The sequence below is a fragment of the Limnohabitans sp. 2KL-3 genome (genome assembly GCF_001269405.1).
GTDB lineage: Bacteria > Pseudomonadota > Gammaproteobacteria > Burkholderiales > Burkholderiaceae_C > Limnohabitans_A.
Genome location: NZ_CXON01000001.1, coordinates 326,238 through 347,993 on the forward strand (window position 1 = coordinate 326,238; position 21,756 = coordinate 347,993).

The window sequence follows — 21,756 nt, forward strand, 5'->3', positions numbered from 1 at the left end:
AGGGAAAAAGTGTCATCAATGTGCGTCGTGCGCTTGACCTGTGTAGATCAGCGTCAACATCATAAAGATGAAGGCTTGCAAGGTGATGACCAGGATGTGGAACAAAGTCCACACGGTACCGGCGACGATATGACCAATGGCCAGACCCACGCCAGTTGCCGACAATGCCCAGCCGCCACCCATGAGGGCAATCAACATGAACACCAACTCACCCGCAAACATGTTGCCAAACAGTCGCATGCCATGCGAAACCGTCTTGGCCAAATATTCAATCATCTGCATCAGGAAGTTCACTGGCCACAAAGCCCAGTGATCACCAAACGGAGCAGCAATCAATTCGTGCGCCCAACCGCCCAAGCCTTTGATCTTGATGTTGTAGACCAAGCAGATGAACAAGACTGAACAGGACAAACCCAATGTGGTGGACAAATCAGCTGTTGGCACCACACGCATGTAGTCTTTGAAGCCCAAAGCCGGACCCGCAGCATGCCATGCAGCAGGAATCAGATCGACCGGCAACATGTCCATCGCGTTCATCAGGAAAATCCAGACGAACACCGTCAATGCCAATGGCGAAATCAGTTTGCGGCTCTTGGCGTTGTGGATCACGCCCTTGGCCTGGTTTTCAACCATTTCAGACAGGATCTCGACCGCTGCCTGAAAACGTCCAGGAACACCCGAAGTTGCCTTGCGAGCAGCCGCCCACAGCACAACACAGCCAATAACACCCAAAACGAGGGAGAAAAAGACCGAGTCCAGGTTGAACAAACTGAAATCAACGATGCTTGTTTGCTTCACTCCCTCAAATGAGAAATTCATTTGCAGGTGTTGCAAGTGATGCTGGATGTACTCTCCAGCCGTTGGGGCGTGTGCGCCAGCGTTTTCAGCAGCCATAAATCACCAATCAGTTCAAAAAATAGTCGGTTTCGATTTTTGTTGTAACCAGCCCAGCGCCATGGCCAACCAGTACATCTTCATCGTCACCACAAAGCTTGCCACCAAGGCAAACCAGCTCAAATTAGAAATCACTTTGGGCGCAACCAGAAGCAGCGCCACAGTCAATGCAATCTTGACCAACTCCCACACCATCAAACCCACCAAGGCTGAGCCCGGCTGAGTCCGTCGCATTTGCCGATTCAAAGCCCTGACAAACACCACGGCAGGAATGACCACTGCCACTGAACCCCAAGCCACAGAAGCCGCCATAGCAGCATCCCCTGTGACCAAGCCCGTAAGCAAGACCATCAATACACCAACCCCCGCCTGCAAACCCAGAACTCGCCAAGGCGAGGCTTGTGGGTTGTTTTGTCGCCATGCTTGTGCTTGTGCGACCGTCAAGGGCTTGAATTCAGCTTCTTCGCCTTCATCTGCAAGCTCTTCGCTGTTGCCGCGTCTTTCGGTTTGTGTGGATGAGGCGATTTTGACCATCTCAAATTACAACCAGGTTACGCACTTGGCAAATGCTGCAAAGCCTCTGATTATACGTAGAAACCCGTGCCTGTTCATTTTTTTTGATACGCCGCCCCTACAGTCTAAGAAGTTTCGCCTTCGCACCGACTCAGGTGACAATCGAACCCTTGTTCGTTCAACGACAAATTACAAATTGATCAAGGGGTTACGGCATGTACGATTGGGTTAAATTTCTGCACTTGGGTGCAGGCATTGTTTGGCTTGGTGGGATGGCATTGGTCATTTTGGCTTTGCGCCCCGTGGCGATCCAACTTTTACAAGCGCCTGAGCGTCTGCGCCTGATGTCTGACGTTCTTTCCCGATTTTTCTTCATGGTCTGGATCTCGATTGCCTTGATTCTGGCCTCCGGTTTCTGGATGTTGTCGATGGCGGACATGAAGCTCGCCCCGACAGGTTGGCACGCCATGTCAGCCCTGGGCCTGCTGATGTGCCTGATTTTTGCCCACATCTGGTTTGCGCCCTTTCGACGTCTGAAAGCTGCCGTGGCAACCTCCGATTGGCCCGCTGCGGGCAAGGCTTTGGGACAAATTCACCCCTTGGTACTGACCAATTTTGCGTTGGGCTGGCTCGCGGTTTTGGCCGTCACCGTCTGGCGTTAAGCTTGCGTGTCTAAGGGACTATTTCATGAGTGCTTCTCTCACACCACCGGCAGGCATCGACCCTCGCAAAGACACCCTGATCGAGTACCCATCGGTCTTTCCGATCAAGGTCATGGGTGCCATGGTCGACGGCTTTGCCGAGGCCATGTGCCAAGTTGCTTTGCAATTTGATCCTGGCTTTGATCCCGCTTCCATCGAATTGCGACCCAGCAAAGGCGGCAACTACCTGGGCGTGACGCTCAGCATCACGGCCACCAGCCGCGAACAACTCGACGACCTGTACCGCGCCCTGACCTCGCACCCCATGGTCAAAATCGTGCTTTGAGCATGGACATCCGGCTTCTTGGGCAAGTGGACTATTTGCCAACCTACGAAGCCATGCAGGCGTTCACGACCGCGCGCACGCCTGAGACGCCCAATGAACTTTGGGTGTGCGAACACCCGCCTGTGTTCACCCAAGGGCTGGCGGGGCAAGCCTCGCACCTCTTGATGCCCGGCGATATTCCGGTGGTTCAAACCAACCGGGGTGGGCAAGTCACTTTTCATGGCCCCGGCCAAGTCATGGCTTACCCCTTGGTCAACCTGCAACGCGCCGGGTACTACGTCAAAGAATACGTCTTCAAGCTGGAAGAGTCGGTCATACGCACCCTGGCGCACTTCGGCGTGACAGGCCACCGGGTGGCGGGTGCGCCGGGCATTTATGTGCGCCTGGACGACCCCTTCAGCCACGCAGCCCTGGTCGGCCCGGCCCCGGCAGACGACCCATTCAAGGGCTTGGGCAAGATCAGCGCCTTGGGCATCAAAGTCAGTCGCCACTGCACTTACCACGGCGCAGCCCTGAACGTGGCCATGGACCTTCAACCCTTTGAGCGTATCAACCCTTGTGGTTATGCCGGCCTGAAAACCGTGGACCTTTTTACAATCGGTGTTGAAACCACTTGGGACGAAGCCGCCCGGGTGCTGGCGGGCGAACTCGCTGCCCGACTCTGAAACACCTCCTGACCTGCCGCCGAGCGGCCACCGAAAGAATCCGATGAGCAACATCCCGACCGAACGCCAAGTGGTACGCGAAGCGCAAAGCGTTGAAAACTACGACCCCATGGCCAAACAAAAGGCCGCCGCCAAACTCTCGCGCATTCCGGTCAAGGTCGAGCAGGCCGAGGTGTTGAAAAAGCCCGAATGGATCCGTGTCAAGGCGGGCTCGCCCACCACCCGTTTTTACGAAATCAAAGACGTGCTGCGCGCCAACAAGCTGGTGACTGTGTGCGAAGAAGCCAGCTGCCCCAACATCGGTGAATGCTTTGGCAAGGGCACGGCCACCTTCATGATCATGGGCGACAAATGCACTCGGCGCTGCCCGTTTTGCGACGTGGGCCACGGCCGCCCCGACCCGCTGGACGTGAACGAGCCCGACAACCTGGCCAAGACCATTGCGCAGCTCCAACTGAAGTATGTGGTCATCACCAGCGTGGACCGCGACGATCTGCGCGACGGCGGTGCCGGGCACTTTGTCGAGTGCATTCGCAAAACCCGCGAACTCTCGCCCACCACCCAAATCGAAGTGCTGGTGCCCGACTTCCGGGGGCGCGACGACCGCGCCCTCGAGATCTTGAAGGCCGCGCCGCCCGATGTGATGAACCACAACATGGAAACCGTGCCACGCTTGTACAAGGAAGCGCGCCCCGGCTCGGACTACCAGTTCTCACTGAACTTGCTGAAGAAATTCAAGGCGCTGTTCCCGAATGTGCCGACCAAGAGTGGCCTGATGGTGGGCTTGGGCGAAACCGACGAAGAAATTCTGGACGTCATGCGCGACATGCGCGCGCACAACATCGAGATGCTGACCATCGGCCAATACCTCGCCCCCAGCAACAGCCACCTGCCGGTGCGCCGCTATGTGCACCCCGACACCTTCAAGATGTTCGAGGCCAAGGCCTATGAAATGGGCTTTTCACATGCAGCGGTGGGTGCGATGGTGCGTTCGAGCTACCACGCGGATCAGCAGGCGCATTCGGCGCATCTGAGCTTGGCAGACAAGGCTTGAGCCTGGCCATTGACTGGCCCATTCACACGGAGCACCCCATCATGACCGACACCAGCGCTTACACCCCTCCCTCCGTCTGGACTTGGAACAAGGCCAACGGCGGGCGATTTGCCAACATCAACCGCCCCATCTCAGGGGCCACACACGAGCAAGACCTGCCGCGAGGCCAGCACCCACTGCAGCTGTACTCGCTGGGCACGCCCAACGGCGTCAAGGTCACCGTGATGCTCGAAGAGTTGCTGGCCCTGGGGCACGCAGGCGCCGAATACGATGCGTGGCTGATCCGCATCCAGGAGGGCCAACAATTCAGCAGTGGCTTTGTCAGCGTGAACCCCAACTCCAAGATCCCGGCGCTGCTGGACTGCAGCGGCGAGCAACCGGTGCGGGTGTTCGAATCGGGTGCGATTTTGCTGTACCTGGCCGAAAAATTTGGTGCTCTGGTGCCCACCGACCCCGCCCGACGCGCCGAATGCCTGTCGTGGTTGTTCTGGCAAATGGGCAGCGCCCCTTATTTGGGTGGCGGTTTCGGGCATTTTTATGCCTATGCGCCGGTCAAGATCGAATACGCCATTGACCGCTTTGCCATGGAGGTCAAGCGCGAGATGGACGTGTTGGACCGCCGCTTGGCCGAGAGCCGCTTCATCGCCGGCGACGACTACACGATCGCCGACATCGCCATCTGGCCCTGGTATGGCGCTTTGGCCAAAGGTCTGCTGTACGAAGCCGGTGAATTTTTGCAGGTGCAGGAATACACCCATGTGCAGCGCTGGGCCGAAGAACTGGCGCAACGCCCTGCCGTGCAGCGCGGTCGCATGGTCAACCGCGTGATGGGTGCCCCTGAATCACAGTTGCATGAACGCCATGATGCGGCTGATTTTGAGACGCAGACTCAAGATAAAAAATCAAAATCCAAGGATTGAGGCTTGATAAATTTCGGCCACCAGTCAACTCGACATCATGCTGGCCGGATCATCACTGTCCATCACTTGCTGAGCCCACAGCGCCAACTTGGCACTGTCTGAGCGCAAAATTTGTTGCTTGACCGCCAAAATTTGCGAGGGGTGCATGGAAAAGCTGCGAAGCCCCAAACCCAAGAGCAATCGGGTCATGCTGATATCTCCCGCCATCTCGCCACAAACAGAAACACTTTTACCGCTGACTTGCCCTTGTGCAATGGTGTCTGCGATCAAGCGCAGCACAGCAGGATGAAGCGGGTCGTACAAATGGGCCACCGACTCATCGGCTCGATCAATGGCCAAGGTGTACTGAATCAAATCGTTGGTGCCGATGGACAAAAAATCAAAGTATCGTGTGAACAAGCGCAAGGATAGGGCTGCCGCAGGAATTTCGATCATGGCCCCCAAACGCACGGGTCCATGGGCTGTACCCCTTCGATCGAGTTCCTGCCTGGCCTGCGAAATCAATGCCAGGGTTTGACGAATTTCGCTCCCATGAGCCAACATGGGCACCAACAAATTCACTTGACCATGCGTTGCTGAACGCAAAATCGCACGCAGCTGCGTCAGAAACATCGAGGGATCCGCCAAACTCCACCGGATTGCACGCAAGCCCAGTGCGGGGTTCAAATGCGATGCATCATGACGGGCTTCATCAAGCGGCTTGTCTGCGCCCACGTCAACAGTTCTGATGGTCACGGGCAAACCCTTCATGCCATCAACAGCGCGGCGGTAGGCCTCGTATTGCTCTTCTTCACCGGGCAAGTTCCCTTGACGGCCCATGAAGAGAAACTCACTGCGAAACAAACCCACACCGACTGCCCCCGCCGAGATGGCCGCTTGCGTATCTTCAGGCATCTCAATGTTGGCCAATAATTCGATTTTTTGACCATCCAGCGTGATGGCCGGTGTGTGGCGCAATCGGACCAAGCGCTCTCGCTCCAATTCACCTTGCCGTTGTTTGAAGCCATAGTCGGCCAAAATAATGGGCGATGGATCCACAATGATCACGCCAGCGTCACCGTCAATGATGACCCAATCATCTTGCTTCACCAACTGGCTGGCCGTACGGGCCCCCACCACAGCGGGGATGTCCAAACTCCGAGCCACGATGGCTGTGTGAGATGTTTTGCCCCCTACATCGGTCACAAACCCGGTAAAAACACTTTGCTTGAATTGCAACATGTCGGCGGGTGATAAGTCGTGTGCAACCAAAACCAGTGGCACATCCGTATCACCCAATTGAAGGTCTTGTTGCGGCCGCAAGGGTCTTTGGACCTTGACCATGGGTGAACCTGAGCCCTTGAGACTGTGCAACACACGCTCGGCAACTTGTTCTACGTCAGCTTTTCTCTCTCGCAAATAGGGGTCATCCATCTCGTCAAATTGACGCGCGATGATTTCCAGCTGGCTGGTCAATGCCCACTCGGCGTTATAAAGCCGCTCTTTGATCCAGTGCGCGACACTGGCATTGAGTTCCTCATCTTGCAGCAGCATCAGGTGCACATCGAGCAAAGCGGCCAGTTCGTGTGGCGCGTCTTTGGGCATGTCACGCTGCAAACGCTGTAACTCATCGATGACGGCATCTCGTGCTGTACACAAACGCTCGATTTCAACCGGTATTTGGTCCGCTTGGATGAAGTAGTGCGCCACATCGACACGACTCGACGCCACCAAAACAGCCCGCCCGATGGCGATGCCTCGGGCGACCGCCAATCCATGGATGCTGAACGTCATGGGTAAAGCTCCAAAGCCCGATTTTTATGAAGCACGAGCACCGTCATTCGCCCTCACCAAATTTATCGGCCATCAATGCGAGCAATGCATCAAGTGCTTCTTGTTCTCTTTCACCAGAAGTTTCAAGAACAACCTCACTCCCAATGCCCGCTGCCAGCATCATCACGCCCATGATGCTTTTGGCGTTGATGCGTCGCTCACCTTTGCTCAACCAGACATCACAGGGAAAACTGCCTGCCAATTTTGTCAGTTTGGCGGATGCGCGTGCATGAAGACCCAGTTTATTGCTGATGGTCGTGGTGGCTTGAGGCATGTCTTGTTCCTGTTTGATTTTGTGGGGCTGTACTTCCAACGGGCATGACACCCTGTGTTCCACCTGCGTGGGCACGTGCCGCCAGTGACTCCAAACTTTCGTGTCGGTAACAAACACTGCGCAGCAACATGGGCAAATTAACCCCAGCGACCAGGCGGGTTCGCGAGCCATCACCCAACTGCTGCGCCACATTACAAGGCGTTGCTCCAAACACGTCACTGAGCAACAACACTTCTTGCGTTGCCAACGCTGTCATGGCGTTGTACGCTTGCTGCAGGCTGTCCTCAGGGGCATCATTGGCCAACACATCGAGGGCCAAAACGCCGGCCGCACAATCCGGAAAAACATGCAATGCGCAATCGCGCAGAGCGCTGGCCAGTGGCGCATGAGCAATGATGAGGATGCCGATCATAAGCAGGTCATTATCAGGCTTGAATCGGACGTTTCAGCAAAAAATACACCCACGACAACCCCGAGCAAACACCAAAACAAGCCAAAGCCATTTGATAAGCCGCTGGCTTTTGAAGGCCCATGCCCAGACCGGCATCGACCATCAATCCAATGCCCCACTGAACAACAAAAATTCCGGCAAAAACAACCAGGTTGTAAGCAGACAATGCACGGCCTGCCAAATGGGGTGGAAATGCCATGCCCACGGCTGGCTGCGCCAACGCAACCACCGTGCTGGAAACACACAACAAAGCCACGCCAACAGCTGCACCCGTGCCGATGGATGGGCCCATCCAAGCCAAGCTGGCAATCACGACAAAACTCATGGGTAATCCCCAGGCTATCAAACGCTCCACAGGGATACCTCTGCGGGCCAAGCCAGGGCTCATCAATCCCCAGAGCCAAAATGTGACCAACATGCACAGATTGATCAAAAACAAGCCTTTTGCTGCCTCAGTCGGTGTCCAGCCAGCGACCTGCGTCATCCAGGGCCCAGCCCACAAGGTCTGAATGGCCACCATCCCTCCGTAGCTGAAAAATCCTATGGGCGTCATGCGCCAAAAATACGCACTGCGCCAAATTTCCCGGTAACTGCCATCATCTTGGATGACTTTGGCCGCAGGATCCTCGTTGGTGCTGGTTGTTCGCCATAAAGGGACCACCATGAAAATCAAGACCATGGCCAAGGCAATCATGATGCCCAACATGACAAAAAGCGCTCTCCAGCCCCAAATGGGCATCAACCACTGCACTGGCAATGTGGCCGCCAGCATGCCCAACGAACCGGTCATCAGCATCCATGAATTGCTTCGCAATTGGTCATTGGCGTCAAACCACCGTCTGTAGCCTGTCAAGGGGGCCATCAAGCATGCGCTGACCCCCATGCCACACAAGACTCTGGCGGCCAACAACCCTGTAAAGCTGTCCGCCCAAGCAAAAGCCAAACAACCCAACACAGCAAACGTCAAGAAAGCCAACACGACCTTTTTGGGGCCATGGCTGTCCAACAGACGGCCCAGTGGCAATTGGGTGAATGAAAATCCAAGGAAATATCCACCTGCCAACAATCCAAGGTCTTGCGCATTGAGACTGAATTCGTCAGTGAGTGTGGGTGACAGTGTGGCGGTGATGGCCCTGACCAATGCGGAAAAGAAATAAGCCAGCGCAAATGCCAAGAACACCACCACTGCACTTCTTCGTGACAAGCGATCGGAGTGCATGGTGTTGTGAGCCAATGTGACGGCGGTCATGGTCGAAGTCCCTCAAACAAGGTATTGGCCAAATCTGGCGAAATTTTTGGTGCGTAAACCACTGCATGGATCAATCGCACCCGATCACCATCGGCCACAGCCCCCCATACGGCGTCGATATTGACAGCTTGGCCATTGGCACTGAAACCCTTGGCTTGTAGTCGTAACGAAGCCTTCATGGGCAATTGGCCTGGACGATGCCACACTTGCTGTTGAACAGGCGTCCCAACGGTGTCCGCCCGCATATTCTCAAGTGTGACTTTTTGCCAGCCCTCCATGAGTGCATTGGCATCTGCACCCGTTTGCAACTCGACCGTCATGAAGGCGAGCATAGACCCTGAGCTTTCACAGCCCACAACTTGCAATTGGGCAGGCATGTTGTTCATGACGACAGACCGCTTGGCTCGATCAGGCTTGCAAGGCAATTGGACTTTAAAGGCGGTCCCCTCCAAAGTGACCTCGCGCCAGTTTTGATCTGGACTGCATGCACTGAGCCACAGCGTTGGCAACAAACAGGCCAAAAGGCCAATGCGAATACTTTTCATGGGGGTGATTATCCTGATCAGCAGAACTGTTTGGTTTTGGCGACAATGCAACCATGAATTCACTCGATGGCATCCGCGTTCTTGACCTCTCCCGCGTTCTTGCGGGCCCTTGGTGCACCCAAACCCTGGCCGACCTGGGTGCAGATGTGATCAAAATTGAACGCCCAGGCACAGGCGATGACACCCGAACCTGGGGACCTCCTTTTTTAAAAGACGCACAAGGCCAAGACACGGCAGAGGCGGCTTATTACCTGGGTGCGAACCGCAACAAACGCTCACTCACTTGCGATATCGCCCAACCCGAAGGTCAGGCCCTGATCCGGGACCTGGTCCAACACTGCGATGTGTTCGTTGAAAATTTCAAAGTCGGTGACATGGCCCGCTACGGCCTGGACTACGCCAGCCTGAGCGCGCTCAACCCCAAATTGGTGTATTGCAGCGTGACTGGTTTTGGCCAAACCGGCCCCTACCGTGAACGTGCCGGCTACGACTATGCCGTGCAAGGCATGGGCGGCCTGATGAGTGTGACGGGCGAGCGCGACGATTTGGGTGGTGGGCCTCAGAAAGTGGGCGTGGCCGTGACCGATCTGTTCACCGGCATGTACGCCACCGTGGGCATTTTGGCCGCACTGCGGCATGCCGATCGCACCGGCCAGGGTCAGTATGTCGACATGGCCCTGCTGGACACCCAGGTTGCCATGCTGGCCAACTTAGGCTCCAACTACCTCGTCAGCGGCAAGGTCCCTGGCCGTGCGGGCAATGCGCACCAGAACATCGTGCCCTACCAGGTATTTGAAGTGAAGGCTCCTGAAGATGCCCCCGATGGCACCCGTGATCACCTGATTCTGGCGGTCGGTAATGATGGGCAATTTGTCAAATTTTGCGCCGTGGCCGGCTGCCCCGAGTTGGCTCAAGACCCCCGTTATGCCTTGAACGCCGATCGGGTTCGTCATCGCGCAGAGTTGGTCCCCCTGTTGGAGACCATTTTGAAAACCCGCACCAAAGCAGAGTGGTTACCCACATTGGAAGCAGCCAAGGTGCCGTGTGGTGCCATCAACACCTTGAGCGAAGTTTTTGTGGACCCGCAAGTTCAAGCTCGGGGCATGGTTCGCCAATGGCAGCACCCGATCAAAGCCGACCTGCAGTTGGTGGCCAGCCCCATCAAATTGAGCCGCACCCCCGTTCGTGAAGATTTTCCGCCCCCCATGCTGGGGCAGCACACTGCAGAAATCCTGTCCGAAGTACTGGGTTGGACCGCTGCGCAACTGGATCCTCTGCGCGGCAAAGGGGTCATCTGATGGCCAATTTTTTACTGGTTCACGGGGCCTGGCATGGCGCCTGGTGCTGGCAACGTGTTTTGCCAGGCCTCATCCAAGCAGGTCACCGGGCTCACGCCGTCACGTTGACTGGCGTGGGCGAACGTGCCCACTTGCTGCGCCCCGACATCGATCTGGAAACCCACATTCAGGACGTGATGGCCGCTATGGATGCCGAAGAAATGGACGATGTGGTGCTGGTGGTGCACTCCTACGCCGGCATGCTGGGCACCGCCGTGGCCGCCCGCAGGCCGCAGCGGCTTCAACATCTGGTCTACCTGGACGCCGTATTGCCCAAGCCCGGCGAAAGCTGGAGCAGCACCCATGCGAGTGCCACCCGCAACGCACGCATCGCCGCAGCCCATGCTGATCCCTTGAACGCCTTTCCAGCCCCGGACCCATCGGTGTTTGGTTTGAGCGACGTTGACCACGCTTGGGTCCAACGCCGTCAAACACCCCACCCGGGCGGTCCTTACACCCAAGTGCTGGACTTTGATCCTCTGCAAGTGGCGCGTGTTCCCCGCACTTTCATCAACTGCACCGAACCACCGCTGGGCACCATCGACATCAGCCGACTGCGCATGCGTGACCCCAAATTTTGGGAAGGTGCGTGGTTGCCTGGCTCGCAGGTGATCGAGATGAAAACAGGCCATGACCCCATGGTCAACGACCCCGATGGCCTGTTGAAGCTCTTGTTGGCCTTGACTTGACGGTCTGCTATGGGTGCGCCGACTGCCGGTGAGGTTCATGACTCATCGCAAGGCGCCAAACACCTTGCTGAGCATGGCGCTACCTGCTTGCGCCGGGTTTTGGCGAATCTTCTTTTCTTCTTCGCCAATCATGAAATACAGCCCATCCAGTGTTTTGGCCGTCACATGGTTTTCCAGCTGTGCATTGTCTTTGGACAACAAACCCAAGCCCGACAGTTTGCCTGCCAGCGCATTGAACTGCTCGACCACACCGAGTTGACCCAACACCTGTTTGACCTGTGGCATGAATTCCTCGGTCAACGGCATCCGTGTTTTGTCGATAAAAAATCGGGTCACCGAGGTGTCACCACCTTGAAGAATGGACTTGGCATCTTGCACTGACATGCTCTGAATCGACTGGGTCAGTAATTTTTGCGACAAAGGCACGGCAGCTTCTGCAGCGCGGTTCATCTGCAAGTTCAGGGCGTCCAGCTGCTTGCTCATGCCCATGGTTTTGAGCATCCTGGTTCCCTTTTGCATGAACTCAGGCAAACCGATACGGACTTTGTCATTGCCCATGAAACCATCTTGAACGCCCAGCAGGCCAATCGCTGCCGCAGCCCCTTTCTCCAACGCTAACTTCAACCCTTGCGATGCATCGCCTTGGCTCAAATCAGCCAGACTGAAGGCCTGTGCAGGTCCAATCACCACCATGCCTGCGGACATGGCAAACGTATTAAACTTTCTACGATGAAGATGCACTTGAAAACTCCCTTGAATTTACAGCCTTTGGGCCGACGTGTTTGGTTGATGGCTTGCGCTCTTGGCATATCTGCAGTCCTATCCGGCTGCTCGGCTGAGCGTGCGCCCGCATCTTCCTTTGTTTTGCTGGATGGTTCGACCCTCACGTCTGCGCAATTGCAAGGAAAAGTATCTTTGGTTAATTTTTGGGCCACCAGCTGCACGAGCTGTGTCGCCGAAATGCCTGAACTGATTGCCACCTACAACAAGTTCAAAGGCCGCGGCTACGAAACGCTGGCTGTGGCCATGAGCTATGACCCACCCAGCTATGTGGTCAACTTTGCCCAAACACGCCAACTGCCCTTCAAGGTGGCCATTGACAATACAGGATCATTGGCGCGTGATTGGGGAGACGTCAAACTCACGCCGACGACTTTTTTGGTTAACAAGCGCGGTGAAATTATCAAACGCTTTGTGGGCACACCCAACTTTGTTGAACTGCACCAATTGATTGAAAAGCTGCTCGCCGAAACCTGACAGCAGGAATCAGAGCGACGGGCAGCTCATGTTTGTGCGCTTAATCTTTGCGGAAATTGTCGTGGCAGGCTTTGCACGATGCCGCAGCAGGTCCAAATGCAACTTTCAGAGCATCCAGGTTTCCCGCTTTGGCGGCCACGTTCAATTTCACAATTTCGGCTTGCATCTTGTCTGAAGCCTCCTTGAATTTGGCCGACTCTTTCCAGATTTCGGGCTTGGCGCGTGTATCTCCCTTGTCTGTTCCTTCACCATAGGCTGCCCACGGCAATTTGGACATGACGGCCACCAATTCGGCATTCTCTGCGGCGAGTTTGGCGTCATAAGGTGCACGACCGTTGGCCATGGCACCCAGACGTCCAAAATGTGCGGCCATGACCGAGTAGCTGGCCTTTCGGTATTTGATGGCATCTTCAGGCTTTGCAAATTGCGCCTGCGCTGGTATGGCCAAAGTCAAGGCCAGCAATGTACCCATCAGGGCAAATGTTCGTTTCATTTATAACTCCAATCATGTGATTCAGGTGCTAAAGGATTTATGCTTATTAGCAATTTCAGTTTCTCATATTTCCTTATTTTTTGCATGGATGAAAGTGCCTATGTTCAAAGTTCGCATTTGGGATCTTCCCACCCGCCTCTTTCATTGGCTTCTTACGGCCTGCGTGATCGGCTTGGTCATCACCGGCAATCTCGGTGGAAACGCCATGGTCTGGCATTTTCGTTTTGGTTATGCGGTCTTGAGTTTGCTTATTTTTCGCTTGGTATGGGGTTTCTTGGGTGGGCATTGGTCCCGCTGGTCACAACTGCCTTTACACCCCTCCAATGTCTTGGCTTATGTGCAAGGACGATCGCCTTCACTGCACCTTGTCGGCCATAACCCTTTGGGTTCATGGTCCATTTTGTTGATGCTGTTTTTTCTGGGTTTTCAAGTGGCCACGGGACTTTTCAGTGATGACGAGATTGCCAACAGCGGTCCACTGTCTTCGCTCGCTTCAAGCGCTGTGGTTTCGTTGGCAACGCAGTGGCACAAGCAATGGGGCAAGCTTTTTTTGATCCTGCTCGTGTCGACACACCTTTTTGCTGTGTTTTGGTATTGGTGGCGAAAAAAACAGTCACTTGTGCCAGCCATGTGGCACGGGGACAAAAAGCTGCAAGTCTCGGTTCCTGATTCCCTGGACACAGTGCGCACCCGTTTGATCGCCCTTGCTTTGTTTGGCGTGGCGGTTGTCCTTGTCTTTGCCCTTGTTTCTTTGGCTTCCTGATTTTCTGATTGGCATCCACTCTTTCAGACTGTAAACTGAATTTTTTACTTTTTTTATCTACCGCCTTGGCCAATCCCAACGTTCACCTGCGCCCACCCTCTTGCGAATCTGACCTGTCTCTTACACGCGAGATCTTTCGGGAGTACGCCAACAGCCTGAAAGTTGACCTGTGTTTCCAGGGGTTTGAAGAAGAACTGAGCGGTCTGCCTGGCGACTACGCAGAGCCTCGTGGTGCACTTTTGTTGGCTTGGGTCAATGACTCGGTTGCAGGCTGTTGCGCCCTCAGACCTCTTGATTCATCCGATTACACCAACGCTGCAGAGATGAAACGACTTTATGTCCGTCCCGCATTTCGCGGATTGAGACTGGGTCGACAATTGGCCGAAGGTATCCTGGATGCTGCACGCAGCGCGGCTTACAGTTGTGTATTGCTGGACACCCTGGACGACATGGAGTCTGCTCGTGCTCTGTACGAAGATCTAGGCTTCGAAGAAATTCCGCCTTATTACCACAACCCGCATGCGGGAGCGCACTACCTGAAAGTCGACATCGATTGAATTTGCATCAAAAAAGGGACCCATGAGGTCCCTTTTTTTGCGTTTCGAAAAACTCAAGCTTGGGCTTGAGCCAGCAAAGTTGCGGCATCGCTGATTTCGAATTTTCCCGGACCTTCTACGTTCAAAGTGGCGACTTTGCCATCTTTGACCAACATCGAGTATCGGTTGCTGCGCAGACCCATGCCTCGCGCTGTCAGGTCCAGCGTCAAGCCTGTGGCTTTGCTGAAGTCACCGCTACCGTCACCTAGCATGCGCACTTTGGCGCCGGTTTTCTGTTCACGGGCCCAGGCACCCATCACAAACGCGTCGTTCACGCTCACGCACCAGATTTCGTCAACACCAGCAGCCTTCAAAGCATCGTGGTTTTCAACATAACCAGGTACATGCTTGGCCGAGCATGTGGGTGTGAACGCTCCTGGCAGGGCAAACAAGGCAATGGTTTTGCCCGCAGTGGCCTTCGCGACATCGACCGGATTGGGGCCGATGCTGCAACCGTTGCCTTCTACTTCAACGTATTCCATCAGCGTGGCTGCTGGCAATGTGTCTCCGACTTTGATCATGTTGTGCTCCTTGTTGTGTTTTGGCGATATTGCCGGGGTAAAAAAAAACGACCCACCATTGTGGGTCGTTTTCAAAAAGTTTGCAGCAGTTGGCCGTATGGGCTTAAACGGCAGCAGCTTTCTGAACCAGGCGCGTAGCAACCCAGTTTTTGGTCTTCGAAATCGGACGGCTTTCCGTGATTTCGATGGTGTCGCCCAGGTGGAATTCACCTGTTTCGTCGTGCGCGTGGTACTTGCTCGACTTGGCCACGATCTTGCCGTAGAGCGCGTGTTTCACACGACGCTCGACCAGCACGGTCACGGTTTTGGCGCGCTTGTCGCTGACCACCTTGCCAATCAAGGTGCGCTTGAGGGATGTTTTAGCTTCCGTCATGGTCACTCCTTACTTGGCGGCTTGCTTTTGGGCAAGGATGGTTTTGGCACGGGCGATGGCACGGCGAGTCTGGCTCAGCGTACCGGTGTTGCCGAGTTGTTGTGTGGCTTTTTGCATACGAAGGCCAAAGTGGGCTTTTTGCAGCGCTTTGATTTCGTCTTTCACACCAGCAACGTCTTTTTGGCGCAATTCAGCAGCGTTCATTTCTTATTTCTCCTGAATTATTGGCCAATCATGCGAGCCACGAACGTGGTGCGCAAGGGCAGCTTGGCAGCGGCCAATTTGAAGGCTTCACGGGCCAACTCTTCAGGCACGCCCACGATTTCGTAGAGCACCTTACCGGGTTGGATCTCGGCCACGTAGTACTCGGGGTTACCTTTACCGTTACCCATACGCACTTCAGCAGGCTTGGTGGAAATCGGCTTGTCAGGGAACACACGAATCCAGATGCGGCCGCCACGCTTGACGTGACGGGAAATCGCACGACGTGCGGCTTCGATCTGGCGGGCCGTCAAACGGCCGCGATCTGTGGACTTCAGGCCGAAGTCACCGAACGCCACCGTGTTGCCACGGGTAGCGACGCCGGTGTTGCGGCCCTTCTGTTCCTTGCGGAACTTTCTGCGAGCAGGTTGCAGCATGTTGTTACTCCTTATTGACCGTCAGCTGCTGCAGCTGGCGCGGCGACTGTGCGTACGCGCTTAACGGCGGGTTTGGCATCACCACCTGCACCGGCGGGCTTGTCGCTACCGTCAGTGGGGGCTGTGTTGGTGCCTGCGGGACGACGTGGGCCACCACGGCGATCGCCTGCGGGGCGCTCACCTGGACGTGCATCACGGCGTGGACCACGTGGGCGGCGCTCTTCTTCAGCACGTGGCTCGGCCAGTGCTGGAGCATCGTTGCGGCCCAGTGTGTCGCCTTTGTAGACCCAGACCTTGACACCAATGATGCCGTAGGTGGTCTTGGCTTCGGAAGTGGCGTAGTCGATGTCAGCGCGCAGGGTGTGCAATGGCACACGACCTTCGCGATACCACTCGGTACGCGCAATTTCGATACCGTTCAAACGGCCAGCCGACATGATCTTGATGCCTTGGGCACCCAGACGCATGGCGTTTTGCATGGCACGCTTCATGGCGCGGCGGAACATGATCCGCTTTTCGAGCTGCTGGGTGATGCTGTCAGCAATCAGTTGAGCATCAATTTCGGGCTTGCGCACTTCTTCGATGTTGACCGCAACAGGCACGCCCAAGCGAGCAGCGAGTTCTTTCTTGAGCAACTCGATGTCTTCGCCTTTCTTGCCGATCACCACACCTGGACGAGCTGAGAAGATGGTGATGCGGGCGCTCTTGGCTGGGCGCTCGATCAGCACGCGGGAAACCGCGGCGTTCTTGAGCTTGGCCTTGAGGTACTCACGCACCTTGATGTCTTCGGCCAGCATGCCAGCGAAGTCTTTGTTGCTCGCGTACCAGCGGCTAGCCCAGTTGCGGCTCACGGCCAAACGGAAGCCGGTAGGATGGATTTTTTGTCCCATGTTTCTTCCCTGGCTTAGTTGCCGACCGTCACATACACATGGCATGTGGGTTTGCTGATACGGTTGCCACGGCCTTTGGCGCGGGCGGTGAAACGCTTGAGCGTGGTGCCTTGTTCGACGTAAATGGTTTTCACCTTCAACTCGTCGATATCAGCACCATCGTTGTGTTCAGCGTTGGCGATGGCGGACTCGAGAACCTTCTTGACGATGCCCGCAGCTTTTTTCTGCGTGAATGTCAGGATGTTCAGAGCTTGATCCACTTTTTTACCGCGAATCAAATCGGCGACCAAGCGGCCTTTATCGACCGACAAACGGACGCCCCGGAGGACTGCACGTGTTTCCATGGTCTTTCCTTATTTCTTCTGGACTTTTTTGTCCGCAGGGTGACCCTTGAATGTCCGGGTCAGTGCGAATTCGCCCAATTTGTGGCCAACCATTTGGTCGGTCACATAAACAGGAACGTGTTGCTTGCCGTTGTGAACGGCGATGGTCAGACCGATGAAATCGGGCAAAACCATGGAGCGACGCGACCATGTCTTGACGGGCTTTTTGTCTTTGGTGGCAATGGCTTTTTCAACCTTGGCCAACAAATGGTGGTCAACGAATGGACCCTTTTTGAGAGAGCGTGTCATTGTCTAACCCTTACTTCTTGCGACGCGACACGATCATGACCTGTGTGCGCTTGTTGTTACGGGTACGGTAGCCCTTGGTGAGGTTGCCCCACGGGTCTACTGCATGACGGCCTTCGCCGGTACGGCCTTCGCCACCACCGTGTGGGTGATCCACAGGGTTCATGGCCACGCCGCGAACCGTTGGACGGATACCCATCCAACGCTTGACACCGGCCTTGCCCAACTGGCGCAAGCTGTGCTCTTCGTTGGCGACTTCACCAATGGTTGCACGGCACTCGATGTGGATCTTGCGAACTTCACCGGAGCGCATACGCACTTGAGCGTAGATGCCTTCACGAGCCAGCAAAGTTGCCGAAGCACCTGCCGAGCGGGCGATTTGAGCTCCAGCACCGGGCTTGAGCTCGATGCAGTGGATGGTCGAACCCACGGGGATGTTGCGGATCGGCAAAGTGTTGCCTGCGCGGATGGGGGCTTCAGCACCCGACATCAGGGTTGCACCGGTTTCAATGCCACGGGGAGCAATGATGTAACGGCGCTCGCCATCGGCGTAGCACAGCAAAGCAATGTGCGCGGTACGGTTTGGATCGTACTCAATGCGCTCGACTTTCGCCGGGATCGCATCTTTGTTGCGCTTGAAATCGACCACGCGGTAGTGGTGCTTGTGACCACCGCCTTTGTGGCGAGTTGTGATGTGACCGTTGTTGTTACGGCCCGACTTCTGGTGCTGGGGTTCCAGCAACGGAGCGTAGCCTTCACCTTTGTGCAGGTGGTCACGGGTGACCTTCACCACGCCACGACGGCCTGGGGATGTCGGTTTGATCTTGATGACAGCCATGATTACGCAGCCTCCCCGGACAGGTTCAGCTCTTGACCTGGTTGCAGCGTGACATAAGCCTTGCGAACGTTGTCGCGACGGCCGATGGTTTTGCCAAAACGCTTGGTCTTGCCCTTGGTATTCACCACAGACACGCCTTTGACCTCGACCTTGAACATCAATTGCACAGCGGCTTTGATTTCAGGCTTGGTAGCATCCTGCAGCACTTTGAACGTCACAGTGTTGGATTTTTCTGCAACCATGGTGGCCTTTTCGGACACGATGGGAGCCACCAGCACGGACATCAGACGACCTTCGTCAAACTTCACGGCGCTCATGCAAACATCTCCTTGAGTTTGTCCATGGCACCTTTGGTCACGAGGACTTTCTTGAAGTTCACCAAAGACACGGGATCGGCGTAACGTGGCTCAACAATCAGGATGTTGATCAGGTTGCGCGATGCCAAGTACAGGTTTTCGTCGACTTCGTCAGCGATCACCAGCACATTGTCGAGACTCATGGCCTTGAACTTGGCAGCCAGCTGCTTTGTTTTTGGGGTCTCAACCTTGAACGAATCCACCACAGCCAAACGGCCTTCGCGGGCCAACTGCGAGAAGATCGAAGCCATACCAGCACGGTACATCTTCTTGTTGATCTTCTGGGTGAAGTTTTCGTCGGGCATGTTCGGGAAAATCCGACCACCGCCACGCCACAAAGGCGAGGAAGTCATACCAGCACGAGCGCGACCAGTGCCTTTTTGTTTGAAAGGCTTTTTAGTGGAGTGGTGAACTTGTTCACGGTCCTTTTGAGCGCGGGTGCCTTGACGGGCATTGGCCTGATAAGCCACCACGATTTGGTGGATCAGGGCTTCGTTGTATTCACGACCGAACACGGTTTCAGGCGCGTCCACTTTGGAGGCGGCTTGACCTTGGTCGTTCAGGAGTTCGAGCTGCATCAGTTCGCTCCTTTAGCTTTGATGGCGGGACGCACGGTCACGAAACCGCCCTTGGAACCAGGAATGGCACCCTTGACCATCAACAGGCCACGGACTTCGTCAACACGGATGACGGCCAGGTTCTGAGTGGTGCAAGTCACATCACCGAGGTGACCCGACATTTTTTTGCCTGGGAACACGCGGCCTGGATCTTGAGCCATCGAAATCGAACCGGGCACGTTGTGCGAACGGCTGTTACCGTGCGATGCGCGCTGCGATTTGAAATTGTGACGCTTGATCGTGCCGGTGAAGCCTTTACCAATGGAGGTGCCTTGCACGTCCACTTTCTGGCCCACAGCAAACACAGCAGCCACGGGCACAGTGGCGCCAGCGGCGTACTGGGCAGCCGTGTCGGCGGTCACGCGGAATTCTTGAATGATTTCACCGGCTTCAACACCGGCTTTGGCCAAGTGACCAGCGATAGGCTTGGTCACGCGCGATGCCTTGCGGGCACCAAATGTCACTTGCAAAGCGACATAGCCATCGTTCTCTTGGGTTTTGACCTGGGATACGCGGTTGTTAGACACATCCAGCACTGTGACAGGAACAGAATCCCCATCATCAGTGAACAGACGCATCATGCCCACCTTGCGACCCAGCAACCCGAGGGAGTTGCTCAGACTCATTGTTTTCTCCAAAACTTCCACCGAAGCCACTTCAATTGGCAGCCCCGTTTGGTATGTGAAAGACTGTTAATAAATCTCACCCCAAAAAGAGGTGAGCCTGAAATTATAGCCCGACTCACCATTTCTGGCAAATCGGGCCTGATTTCAAGTTTTTGGATGGCTTTTCAACCACCCCAAACCGCATTACTGCAGCTTGATTTCGACGTCCACGCCTGCGGGCAGATCGAGTTTCATCAGGGCGTCCACAGTTTTGTCTGTGGGGTCCACGATGTCCATCAAACGCTGGTGCGTACGGATTTCCAACTGGTCACGGCTGGTCTTGTTGACGTGCGGCGAACGCAAGATGTCAAAACGCTTCATGCGTGTTGGCAAAGGCACGGGGCCCTTGACAATCGCGCCAGTGCGCTTGGCGGTGTCAACGATCTCGGCAGCGGACTGGTCGATCAGTTTGTAGTCAAACGCCTTCAGGCGGATGCGGATTTTTTGCTTGGATGACATGTCAATTCCTTGTGGTGAGTGTTTGCTTGCTGCAGCGCAAAGGCCTGGCCTTTGCGCCACTGATCCACAAAAGAATTAAGCGATGATCTTGGCAACAACGCCAGCGCCAACGGTGCGGCCGCCTTCGCGGATGGCGAAGCGCAAGCCTTCTTCCATCGCAATGGGGTTGATCAATTTCACAGTGATCGACACGTTGTCACCCGGCATCACCATCTCTTTGCCTTCTGGCAATTCGATCGCGCCGGTCACGTCCGTCGTACGGAAGTAGAACTGAGGACGGTAGTTGTTGAAGAACGGCGTGTGACGGCCACCTTCGTCTTTGGACAAGACATAGATCTCGCCCGTGAAGTGGGTGTGGGGCTTGATCGAGCCTGGCTTGCACAGCACTTGGCCGCGCTCGACGTCTTCGCGCTTGGTGCCGCGCAACAAGATACCGACGTTGTCACCGGCTTGACCTTGGTCGAGCAACTTGCGGAACATCTCAACGCCTGTGCAAGTGGTCTTGACAGTGTCTTTGATACCGACGATTTCGATTTCTTCGCCGACTTTGACGATACCGCGCTCGATACGGCCAGTCACCACAGTGCCGCGGCCAGAGATGGAGAACACGTCTTCCACGGGCATCAAGAATGCACCGTCCACTGCACGGTCAGGCGTAGGGATGTAAGTGTCCAAAGCGTCAGCCAACTTCATGATGGCTTGCTCGCCCAGAGGACCCTTGTCGCCTTCCAGAGCCAGCTTGGCGGAACCTTGGACGATGGGGGTGTCGTCGCCTGGGAAGTCGTACTTGGACAACAACTCGCGAACTTCCATCTCGACCAGTTCCAACAACTCAGCGTCGTCGACCATGTCGCACTTGTTCAGGAACACGATGATGTAAGGCACGCCCACCTGACGGGCCAACAGGATGTGCTCGCGGGTCTGGGGCATAGGGCCGTCAGCAGCGGAGCAAACCAAAATAGCGCCGTCCATCTGGGCAGCACCGGTGATCATGTTCTTCACATAGTCAGCGTGGCCAGGGCAGTCCACGTGGGCGTAGTGACGGTTTTCTGTTTCGTACTCAACGTGAGCGGTGTTGATCGTGATACCACGAGCCTTCTCTTCGGGAGCCGCGTCGATTTGGTCGTACGCTTTGGCGGCACCGCCGAACTTGGCAGCCAACACGGTGGTGATGGCGGCAGTCAGGGTGGTTTTGCCGTGGTCAACGTGACCGATGGTGCCCACGTTGACGTGGGGTTTGGTCCGTTCGAATTTTTCTTTAGCCATTTTTC

Annotated in this window: 32 protein-coding genes; 10 read left to right on the top strand and 22 right to left on the bottom strand. The window is 55.5% G+C overall.

Features of this window, described 5'->3' with window-relative positions:
- Positions 1-15 precede the first annotated feature (15 nt).
- Positions 16-894: a F0F1 ATP synthase subunit A gene (gene atpB, locus AMM41_RS01520; RefSeq protein ID WP_089952258.1), complete on the bottom strand. Its 879-nt coding sequence runs from the start codon at positions 892-894 to the stop codon at positions 16-18.
- A 15-nt stretch (positions 895-909) separates the two neighbouring features.
- On the bottom strand, positions 910-1,428 hold the full coding sequence (locus AMM41_RS01525) for an ATP synthase subunit I (RefSeq protein WP_089952260.1): 519 nt from the start codon (positions 1,426-1,428) through the stop codon (positions 910-912).
- A 194-nt stretch (positions 1,429-1,622) separates the two neighbouring features.
- On the opposite strand from AMM41_RS01525, the gene AMM41_RS01530 reads away from it, so the two are divergent.
- The 5 genes from AMM41_RS01530 to yghU are packed head-to-tail and all read left to right on the top strand — an operon-like array spanning position 1,623 to position 5,033.
- On the top strand, positions 1,623-2,069 hold the full coding sequence (locus AMM41_RS01530; RefSeq protein ID WP_089952263.1) for a CopD family protein: 447 nt from the start codon (positions 1,623-1,625) through the stop codon (positions 2,067-2,069).
- A 25-nt stretch (positions 2,070-2,094) separates the two neighbouring features.
- The gene (locus tag AMM41_RS01535; RefSeq protein WP_089952265.1) at positions 2,095-2,394 is read left to right on the top strand and encodes a DUF493 family protein; all 300 of its coding nucleotides are present in this window, start codon (positions 2,095-2,097) and stop codon (positions 2,392-2,394) included.
- A 2-nt stretch (positions 2,395-2,396) separates the two neighbouring features.
- Entirely contained in the window at positions 2,397-3,059 is a 663-nt protein-coding gene (gene lipB / locus AMM41_RS01540; RefSeq protein WP_194944561.1) for a lipoyl(octanoyl) transferase LipB, read from the top strand.
- A 43-nt stretch (positions 3,060-3,102) separates the two neighbouring features.
- A complete protein-coding gene (lipA, locus tag AMM41_RS01545) occupies positions 3,103-4,113 on the top strand; it encodes a lipoyl synthase (protein ID WP_089952269.1) in 1,011 nt (336 codons plus the stop codon).
- Positions 4,114-4,154: 41 nt separating this feature from the next.
- Complete coding sequence (yghU, locus tag AMM41_RS01550) at positions 4,155-5,033, top strand: glutathione-dependent disulfide-bond oxidoreductase (protein ID WP_089952606.1); 879 nt, start codon at positions 4,155-4,157, stop codon at positions 5,031-5,033.
- A gap of 24 nt (positions 5,034-5,057) precedes the next feature.
- On the opposite strand, the gene ptsP is transcribed toward yghU, so the two are convergent.
- The 5 genes from ptsP to AMM41_RS01575 are packed head-to-tail and all read right to left on the bottom strand — an operon-like array spanning position 5,058 to position 9,364.
- Complete coding sequence (gene ptsP / locus AMM41_RS01555; protein ID WP_089952271.1) at positions 5,058-6,806, bottom strand: phosphoenolpyruvate--protein phosphotransferase; 1,749 nt, start codon at positions 6,804-6,806, stop codon at positions 5,058-5,060.
- Positions 6,807-6,849: 43 nt separating this feature from the next.
- Positions 6,850-7,119 carry an HPr family phosphocarrier protein gene (locus tag AMM41_RS01560; protein ID WP_089952273.1) on the bottom strand — a complete coding sequence of 90 codons (270 nt, stop codon included), beginning with the start codon at positions 7,117-7,119 and terminating at the stop codon, positions 6,850-6,852.
- Positions 7,088-7,531 (bottom strand): PTS sugar transporter subunit IIA, encoded by a 444-nt coding sequence (locus tag AMM41_RS01565; protein ID WP_089952275.1) that lies wholly within the window; start codon positions 7,529-7,531, stop codon positions 7,088-7,090. Before AMM41_RS01565 ends, AMM41_RS01560 begins: the two co-directional genes overlap by 32 nt.
- Positions 7,532-7,544: 13 nt before the next feature.
- Positions 7,545-8,819, bottom strand: coding sequence for an MFS transporter (locus AMM41_RS01570; protein WP_228769042.1), 1,275 nt, complete (start codon positions 8,817-8,819; stop codon positions 7,545-7,547).
- Complete coding sequence (locus AMM41_RS01575) at positions 8,816-9,364, bottom strand: hypothetical protein (protein ID WP_089952277.1); 549 nt, start codon at positions 9,362-9,364, stop codon at positions 8,816-8,818. The genes AMM41_RS01570 and AMM41_RS01575 overlap by 4 nt, the downstream gene beginning before the upstream one ends.
- A 53-nt stretch (positions 9,365-9,417) precedes the next feature.
- Between AMM41_RS01575 and AMM41_RS01580 the strand changes: the two genes are divergently transcribed.
- Together AMM41_RS01580 and AMM41_RS01585 are read left to right on the top strand one after the other, a co-directional pair.
- Positions 9,418-10,662, top strand: coding sequence for a CaiB/BaiF CoA transferase family protein (locus AMM41_RS01580; RefSeq protein ID WP_089952279.1), 1,245 nt, complete (start codon positions 9,418-9,420; stop codon positions 10,660-10,662).
- Positions 10,662-11,390: an alpha/beta fold hydrolase gene (locus AMM41_RS01585; RefSeq protein ID WP_089952281.1), complete on the top strand. Its 729-nt coding sequence runs from the start codon at positions 10,662-10,664 to the stop codon at positions 11,388-11,390. The genes AMM41_RS01580 and AMM41_RS01585 overlap by 1 nt, the downstream gene beginning before the upstream one ends.
- Positions 11,391-11,432: 42 nt before the next feature.
- Here the strand turns inward: AMM41_RS01585 and AMM41_RS01590 are convergent, their stop codons facing one another.
- On the bottom strand, positions 11,433-12,095 hold the full coding sequence (locus tag AMM41_RS01590; RefSeq protein WP_089952283.1) for a DUF4197 domain-containing protein: 663 nt from the start codon (positions 12,093-12,095) through the stop codon (positions 11,433-11,435).
- Between the two features lie 84 nt (positions 12,096-12,179).
- Here AMM41_RS01590 and AMM41_RS01595 point away from each other — a divergent pair, with 84 nt between their 5' ends.
- Entirely contained in the window at positions 12,180-12,647 is a 468-nt protein-coding gene (locus AMM41_RS01595; RefSeq protein WP_089952611.1) for a TlpA disulfide reductase family protein, read from the top strand.
- A gap of 40 nt (positions 12,648-12,687) precedes the next feature.
- Here AMM41_RS01595 and AMM41_RS01600 read toward each other — a convergent pair whose 3' ends face one another.
- Positions 12,688-13,140, bottom strand: a complete 453-nt coding sequence (locus AMM41_RS01600) for a c-type cytochrome (RefSeq protein ID WP_089952285.1) — start codon at positions 13,138-13,140, stop codon at positions 12,688-12,690.
- Positions 13,141-13,156: 16 nt separating this feature from the next.
- Between AMM41_RS01600 and AMM41_RS01605 the strand changes: the two genes are divergently transcribed.
- On the top strand, positions 13,157-13,903 hold the full coding sequence (locus AMM41_RS01605; protein ID WP_228769043.1) for a cytochrome b/b6 domain-containing protein: 747 nt from the start codon (positions 13,157-13,159) through the stop codon (positions 13,901-13,903).
- Positions 13,904-13,968: 65 nt separating this feature from the next.
- Positions 13,969-14,460, top strand: coding sequence for a GNAT family N-acetyltransferase (locus AMM41_RS01610; RefSeq protein WP_089952289.1), 492 nt, complete (start codon positions 13,969-13,971; stop codon positions 14,458-14,460).
- A gap of 53 nt (positions 14,461-14,513) precedes the next feature.
- Here the strand turns inward: AMM41_RS01610 and AMM41_RS01615 are convergent, their stop codons facing one another.
- The 13 genes from AMM41_RS01615 to tuf all read right to left on the bottom strand — a co-directional run bounded on the left by AMM41_RS01615 (position 14,514) and on the right by tuf (position 21,751).
- Positions 14,514-15,020: a peroxiredoxin gene (locus AMM41_RS01615; RefSeq protein WP_089952613.1), complete on the bottom strand. Its 507-nt coding sequence runs from the start codon at positions 15,018-15,020 to the stop codon at positions 14,514-14,516.
- Positions 15,021-15,123: 103 nt separating this feature from the next.
- Positions 15,124-15,393 carry a 30S ribosomal protein S17 gene (gene rpsQ / locus AMM41_RS01620; RefSeq protein ID WP_019426898.1) on the bottom strand — a complete coding sequence of 90 codons (270 nt, stop codon included), beginning with the start codon at positions 15,391-15,393 and terminating at the stop codon, positions 15,124-15,126.
- 9 nt (positions 15,394-15,402) lie between these two features.
- A complete protein-coding gene (gene rpmC, locus AMM41_RS01625; RefSeq protein ID WP_053172813.1) occupies positions 15,403-15,597 on the bottom strand; it encodes a 50S ribosomal protein L29 in 195 nt (64 codons plus the stop codon).
- Between the two features lie 17 nt (positions 15,598-15,614).
- The gene (rplP, locus tag AMM41_RS01630) at positions 15,615-16,031 is read right to left on the bottom strand and encodes a 50S ribosomal protein L16 (RefSeq protein ID WP_019426900.1); all 417 of its coding nucleotides are present in this window, start codon (positions 16,029-16,031) and stop codon (positions 15,615-15,617) included.
- A gap of 11 nt (positions 16,032-16,042) precedes the next feature.
- Positions 16,043-16,921: a 30S ribosomal protein S3 gene (gene rpsC, locus AMM41_RS01635; RefSeq protein WP_089952292.1), complete on the bottom strand. Its 879-nt coding sequence runs from the start codon at positions 16,919-16,921 to the stop codon at positions 16,043-16,045.
- A 14-nt stretch (positions 16,922-16,935) separates the two neighbouring features.
- Positions 16,936-17,265 (bottom strand): 50S ribosomal protein L22, encoded by a 330-nt coding sequence (rplV, locus tag AMM41_RS01640; protein ID WP_019426902.1) that lies wholly within the window; start codon positions 17,263-17,265, stop codon positions 16,936-16,938.
- Positions 17,266-17,274: 9 nt separating this feature from the next.
- On the bottom strand, positions 17,275-17,553 hold the full coding sequence (gene rpsS, locus AMM41_RS01645) for a 30S ribosomal protein S19 (protein WP_047349368.1): 279 nt from the start codon (positions 17,551-17,553) through the stop codon (positions 17,275-17,277).
- A 10-nt stretch (positions 17,554-17,563) separates the two neighbouring features.
- Positions 17,564-18,388, bottom strand: coding sequence for a 50S ribosomal protein L2 (rplB, locus tag AMM41_RS01650; RefSeq protein WP_089952294.1), 825 nt, complete (start codon positions 18,386-18,388; stop codon positions 17,564-17,566).
- 2 nt (positions 18,389-18,390) lie between these two features.
- On the bottom strand, positions 18,391-18,705 hold the full coding sequence (rplW, locus tag AMM41_RS01655) for a 50S ribosomal protein L23 (protein ID WP_089952296.1): 315 nt from the start codon (positions 18,703-18,705) through the stop codon (positions 18,391-18,393).
- Complete coding sequence (gene rplD / locus AMM41_RS01660; protein ID WP_019426906.1) at positions 18,702-19,322, bottom strand: 50S ribosomal protein L4; 621 nt, start codon at positions 19,320-19,322, stop codon at positions 18,702-18,704. Before rplD ends, rplW begins: the two co-directional genes overlap by 4 nt.
- Entirely contained in the window at positions 19,322-19,987 is a 666-nt protein-coding gene (rplC, locus tag AMM41_RS01665; protein WP_089952615.1) for a 50S ribosomal protein L3, read from the bottom strand. Before rplC ends, rplD begins: the two co-directional genes overlap by 1 nt.
- Before the next feature lie 183 nt (positions 19,988-20,170).
- Complete coding sequence (gene rpsJ, locus AMM41_RS01670) at positions 20,171-20,485, bottom strand: 30S ribosomal protein S10 (protein ID WP_019426908.1); 315 nt, start codon at positions 20,483-20,485, stop codon at positions 20,171-20,173.
- A gap of 75 nt (positions 20,486-20,560) precedes the next feature.
- Positions 20,561-21,751 (bottom strand): elongation factor Tu, encoded by a 1,191-nt coding sequence (tuf, locus tag AMM41_RS01675; protein ID WP_089951874.1) that lies wholly within the window; start codon positions 21,749-21,751, stop codon positions 20,561-20,563.
- Positions 21,752-21,756: the final 5 nt, after the last annotated feature.